The 6,362-nt window shown below is 48.1% G+C and carries 1 protein-coding gene and 2 pseudogenes; all 3 read left to right on the top strand.

The window, feature by feature from the left end; translation table 11 throughout:
- Nucleotides 1-144: 144 nt before the first annotated feature.
- Nucleotides 145-1,638, top strand: a pseudogene (locus Q0372_RS10370) (penicillin-binding transpeptidase domain-containing protein); the annotation flags it as partial.
- Between the two features lie 851 nt (nt 1,639-2,489).
- Nucleotides 2,490-2,570: pseudogene (locus Q0372_RS10375) on the top strand (hypothetical protein); the annotation flags it as partial.
- A gap of 189 nt (nt 2,571-2,759) precedes the next feature.
- Nucleotides 2,760-6,362: alpha-2-macroglobulin family protein (locus Q0372_RS01625; RefSeq protein WP_298101726.1), on the top strand; the 3,603-nt coding region annotated here is incomplete at its 3' end.

Below are 6,362 nucleotides of genomic sequence, written 5' to 3' on the forward strand. Positions count from 1 at the left end.
GGCTCGTCTGCGCACCGAACCGCGGCGGTAGAGTCAAATTTTTCGGACGCGGCGAGTGCCGAATCAGGCTTTACGGCTGCGACAAGGGGTGAGCCAAATTTATTAAATGCCGCAAACGCGCAGGCGGGAGCGGATTCAAAAGAAATGAATTCCAAAGAGGCGGATTTCAAAACAGATGCGCCAAAGAGTTTAAATTTAGGCGGAACGAGCTTAAATTTAAACGAGCGCGAAGGCGCAAAATCGCAAGCAGGCGTAAAACTGAACGAACCGAAAAGCGCAAAACCGAATGAGCGAAAGAGCGCAAATTTAGATGAGAGGCGAGATTTAATTAATGTCGCCCGCCCGTCGCAAAATACTCAAAGTCTAAATTTAAACGAGCAACGAGATGCTGCGCGTTTGCCGCAAAATTTTAGCGCAGATACAGATTCAAATAAATCGCAAACAGAGTATTCGCCGCAAAATCCGAGTGCGGATATAAATTTAAACAAGCGGCAGAATGTCGTCGGTACCGCACATCCGTATCAAAACTCGCAAAATCCGCAAAATCTAAATTTAAATAGTCGGCAAGATACCGCGCATCCGCCGCAAAATCCGCAGGCAGATGCAAACTCTAGCGAGCGGTCGAGCGCAAATTTTAGTGCACAGACAAACTCCGTTTCAGACGCTAGTGCGCAGACGGATTTCCCTTCGTCGGACGCTAATGCCCAGACAGATTCTACTCCAGGTGCCAAAATACAGACAAATTCCGTTTCAGGCGCCAAATCGCGAGCAAATTTCGCTTCGGACACTAAGGCGCAAATAAATTCCGATCTAAACTCCAAGACGCGGGGAAATTCCGCAAACTCTAAAGCAGGCGTGCAGTCCAAGGAGCAAACTGCGCGAGCACAGGAGCTTGCGCGTCTAAACGAGGGTAAAATTTATTCAAGCTTGGATCTGAAAACCCAGATCGCGCTTGAGGGTTTTTTGAAAAGCGAGATCCTCTCTCTACGTGATAAGGGCGTTAGAAACGGCGCTGCGGTGCTAATTGACAACGAAAGCATGAGCGTGATCGCCTATGTCGGCAGCCACGATTTTAGCGCTAATGAGGGGCAAAACGACGGCGTGCGCTCGCAAAAAAACGTAGGCTCGACGCTCAAGCCCTTCATCTACGCCAAAGCCCTTGAGCACGGGCTCATCACCCCTTCAAAGAAGCTGATCGACGCGCCGATAACCTTCGCAGGCTACGTTCCGCGCAACTACAACCAGGGGTTTTTGGGCGCGGTGAGTGCTACGGACGCGCTAAGTCTGAGCCTGAATATCCCCGCGGTGAAGCTAAATTTAATGCTGGGTGATGACGGGCTGTATGAGATGCTATCAAATGTGCATCTGGCGGAGTTTAGCAAGGATTATTACGGCGCAGGTATCGCGCTTGGCAGTATTTCGATGAGCCTAATGGATCTTGCTCGCCTATACAGCGCGTTTGCAAACGGCGGCAAGCTGCGGAAGCTCGAAATAGCGGGCGCAAAGATCGGCGACGATGCCAAAATTTTAACCCCGCAAAGTGCCTACATCGTAACGCAGATGTTAAGAAACGCGCCGCGCTCCTACCTCGGCTCGGTGTGGCAAAACACCCTAAATGCGCCGCCTCTGATGTTTAAAACGGGTACAAGCGCCGATGCGCGCGATCTCTACACCGTCGCGCTCACGCCGAAATTTACCCTCGGCGTCTGGCTGGGAAATTTCGACGGCTCCAAAACTAGGGATCTTAGCGGCGGCGTCAGCGCGGCAAAAGTGGCGTTTAATATGTTTGCCTTCCTCGATAAATCGGGCATGCTGGGCGAGGTGGAGTTTGCGCGCCCCGCGGGCGTGAGCTTGCGGCGAGTATGCACCGACGCGTACCGCGAAAAGGAGTGCGCGCAAAGCGCCGAGGATCTTACGATCGATGGGATTGAGCCCAACGAGGAGTGCGAAATTTACGGCACGAGCGAGCTTTTTTATCTGCTAAAACACGGTCTGGTCGATCCGCAAAAGGTACGCGCAGGAAGGTGCGCAGCTAAATTTGCCGCCGTAAAGCCCGTGTTAAACGACATCAACGCCAAAACCTACGAGACCGGCGCGGACGGTACGCTGCGGCTAAAGGTGCAGTGCACGGCGGTTTTCGGCGAGCGGGTATATATCAGGCTAAGCGGCGGTTCGCGGGAGTTTATAGCGCTAAATTCCACCGCGTTTACGAGGGAGAATTCCGCGGATTTGGATTTCGAGCATTCTAGCACGGCGCAGCAAGATAATTTAAAGCAAAATTTTACAGAACAGAATTCTACAGCACAAAATTCTATGCGACAAAATTTAGCGCCACAGAATTTAAAATCACAAAATCTTACGAAGCAAAATTCTGCGGGATTGAATTTTATAGCTGAAAATCTAGCCATACGAAATTTGGCGTCGCAAAATTCTATCTTGCAAAATTCCACAGAGCAAAATTCGGAGGCGCAAAATTTCACAGCGAAAAATTTCACAGATCAAAATTCCTCGCAGCAAAATTTCACGGCACGAGATTTTACCACGCAAATCCTAGCGCCTGCAAATTCTAAAGTTAAAACGGGAGAATATTTTGCGCGCACTAACGGCGAGGCTTTTACGCTTAACCTCGGCGCAGGGGATTTTGAGCTTGGCTGCTTGGACGAAAATGCAAATTTCGCTAAAGCAAATTTTAGAGTAAATGAAAGAAAATAAAAGGTTAATTTGTATATAATTTCGTAAAATTTTTGCAAAGGAATTTTATGAAGACAAAACTACTAAGCGCAGCGCTATTTTGCGCTTTGGCTAGCTTTGCCGCGGGCGTAGAGATCAAATACGCTAGCGGGGCTTACGAGATTAGCGGGGTGGACGGCAGTGGATTTAGCGTCACACAAAAGCAGATCTTAAAATGCACTCCCAAAATCACGGGCACCTACGAAAGTGTGAGCGAGAGCTCAATCAGGCTCTATCCCAAGCCGATGCTTAGCGCCGGGGTTAATTATTCGTGCGAGGCGCGCGGGGTGCGCTTTGAGTTCGAGACAGAGCCTTTTAGCACCGAGCATATCGCGCTTCTGCGTCCCGGGTTAGTGGCAATTAAATTTAACGATGCGGTTAGCAAGGACGCACTACAGCAAGCGACTAGAATTTATCGCGCGCAGAATTTAGCCCAAAACGATATATCCTACGAGCTTAGCTCGCACGATGATCGGAATTTTTTATTTAGCTTCGATCCTAAGGCACAAAACGTCGTATTGCAAATAGAATCCCTCACCTCAAAAGCAGGCGCAAAGCTGCAAAATCCGGTGGAGCTGCGCACGGACGAGGAGCCTTTTAATGATAGCATTAACGCTTCAAATTTAAGCGGCGTGCAGATTCGTCCTGCGGCTCTAAAAGACGGCTCGCTCGCGGCTAGAGTGTGTTTTCCTAACTATATGGACGAGCTGTCTGCCAAATACGTAAGAATCGCAGGCGTGAGTAAATTTAGCCTCACTCAGCCGCGATATTATTATTACGACGAAGATGAGGAGGGCAGCGAAAGCGACGATCCTTCATGCTACTACTATGCAGATATAGTAAGCGACGAGTTTATGCCGAATAAAAGCTACGAGATCAGGCTGCTAAAGGGCTTAGGAGATGGCTCATATATTTTGCGTGACGAGATAAAACAAAGCGTAAAAATGGGCGACAGGCTGCCTTTCGTAGCCTTTAGCGACGAGAAAAATTTCATCCCAAAATCCGCTTCGTTAGCTTTTAAAAGCTCAAACGTAAATGAGGTTAAAATTTCGATTGCCAAAGTCCCTGAGCAAAATTTTAGGTATTTTTTAAACTTTGAAAGCAACGAAGATAGTGTAGGTGGGCTAGCTAGCGAGATCGCGGTTAAGAGCTTCGATATAGGAGGCGCTAAAAACGCCGTTGCGGAGCATAAAATCGCGATGGATTTTAAAGGCTACGAGGATGGAATTTATAAAATCACGGCGTTTTACAAAGTGGGCGAAAAGATGCAAGAGGTTTCGCGCGTAGCCTATCTTAGCGACATTACGGCTCAAGTGGTGCTGCTTGAGCGCGGCGCGCTAATTTATACCTCTAGGCTTGGTAATGGCGAGGAGCTAAGCAGAGCGAAGGTTAAAATTTACAGCGATAAAAACGAGCTAATCGCGGAGGATAAAACGGACGGAGATGGAATTTTGCGATTAGAAAATATGGAAATTCTAGCCAAAAACCCGCGCTCTATCGAGATTAGTAAAGGCGATGAGCATGCGTTCGTGCTGTTTAATAACGCCGTAGCAAGCGTAGAGAAAACGATTACTGCAAAGCGTCCGTTCGTTTATCTCGCAAGCGAGCTGATAAGTCCGAACGAGCGGCTTTTAGGCACGATCGTGATGAAAAATCGCGATTTTAGCTCTTTAAAAAATACGCCGATTAAATTTAAAATTTACGATCCTAGCGGCACTGTGGTCATCACGCGCGCGCAAAATACCGATGAGTTCGGCAGCGTTAAAATCGACGAGCTGATGGGCGAGAAAAGCGGCACTTACCGCCTAGATCTCATCTATGAGGACAAAATCATCGCTTCTAAAAGCTTCAGCGTAGAAAATTTCGTCCCAAACCGTATCAAAAATGAAATTTTAACTGCTAAAGACGAATACGGCGCAGATGAGATCATAACTTTAAAGCTAAGCTCAAACTATCTTGCAGGCGCGCCGGCTGGAGATTTGAAAGGCTCGCTGGAAGCAAACGCCTATGAAAAAGAGCTAAAAATTAAAGGCTATGAGGGCTTTTCGTTTCTAAACGATCGCTTAAAGAAAAAGGGCGCTACGCAGCTTCGCAGGGCAGAATTTACGCTAAGCTCCGCCGGTAAAAAAGAGCTTGCACTCTCGCCGGCAGCAGCTGATCTAAATGTCTCTAACGCCATAAATATTCTACTAAATTTCAGCGTAACCGAGGAGGGCAAAAACGTAAACGCATATCGCAGCCTGAGCTATCTGCCTTATGATCGTATCGTAGGAATTCGCGCGAGTAAGGACTTTATCTCAAGTGGAGATAGCGTAAAATTCGGCTTTGCGCTGCTAGATTCCAAAACCAAAACCGACGTCAAAGGTAAGATCGACGTTGAAATTTACCGCGACGATTTTACTTACGTTTATGACGGCAATAGATACGTCGAGCAAGAAAGCTTTAATCTCGTAAGCGCCGTTAGCACCGATGCGCGCGAGTTTGAGTATAAATTCCAAAACGGCGGCAATTATCTAATCGTCGCAAACGATTACTCAAGCGGTGCAAGTGCTGGCGTGCGCGTGGATGTAAGCGGCTGGGGATATTATGGACGGGTAAACGCTAAAGACGTTCAAAGCGCTAAAATCAAACTCGCAAGCGACAAGGTTAAAGCCGGAGATAAAATTAAAGGCGTCATAAATTCTCCGGTAGAAAGCGGCGTGCTAAATATCTCGCTCATAGGCGAGCGGGTTTACGACTATAAAATTCTATCCATAAAAGGCGGTAGCGCGGAATTTGAGCTCAGCGTGCCGGAGAATTTCGTCGGAGGACACATCAACGCTGTAATCGCGCGCGCCGCGACACCCGCTGCGATGCCGCTTAGAGCCTATGCAAACGTGCCGGTGGCGCTAGATGCGAGCTCGCACAAGGCTAACGTGCAAATCCTAGCCGAGAAAAGCTACAAAAACGGGCAAAACGCGCAGATCAGCGTAAAAAGCGAGCCAAATTCCAAAGTCATACTATACGCGGTCGATCTTGGAATTTTAGATATCGTCTCACAAGAGGAGCTCGATGCATTTAAGGCGTTTGACGTTAGCGCGTATTTTGCGATGCGATACTTCGACATTTACGATGATCTTAGCGTGTATCAAACTACTGCTAAAGAGCTAAGCTTCGGTGGAGATGGCGTAATGGCGAAAGCTAAACGAAATTTAAGCCCGGTCGAAAACAAAAAGCAGAAAAAATTTATCAAAATGCTGATCGCAAAAGCGGACGCGAACGGCGAGGCGAAATTTGAGCTTGCGATGCCGAAAAATTTTAACTCCACGATCCGTCTAAGCGCCATGGCTATCGGAGAGACGGCTACGATCGGCTCTGCAAACGTCGAGGCCAAGGTCCGAGACGACGTGATCATAAAACCGGCAGATCTAACCTACATGGTACGCGGCGATGAAATTTCCGTGCCGCTGACGCTCATCAATACGACTGACAAAGAGCAAAAGGCGGTCTTAAAAATCAGCTCGTCTCCTTCGGTCGCTATAAGCGGCGGTGAGGCAAATTTCACGCTCAAACCGCTTGAGGTCAAGCATACGAACTTCATTGCAAGCGCGCTTGATATTGCGGATGCGAACATTAAATTTGATCTTGACGCA

This window comes from uncultured Campylobacter sp., assembly GCF_937997405.1.
GTDB lineage: Bacteria > Campylobacterota > Campylobacteria > Campylobacterales > Campylobacteraceae > Campylobacter_B.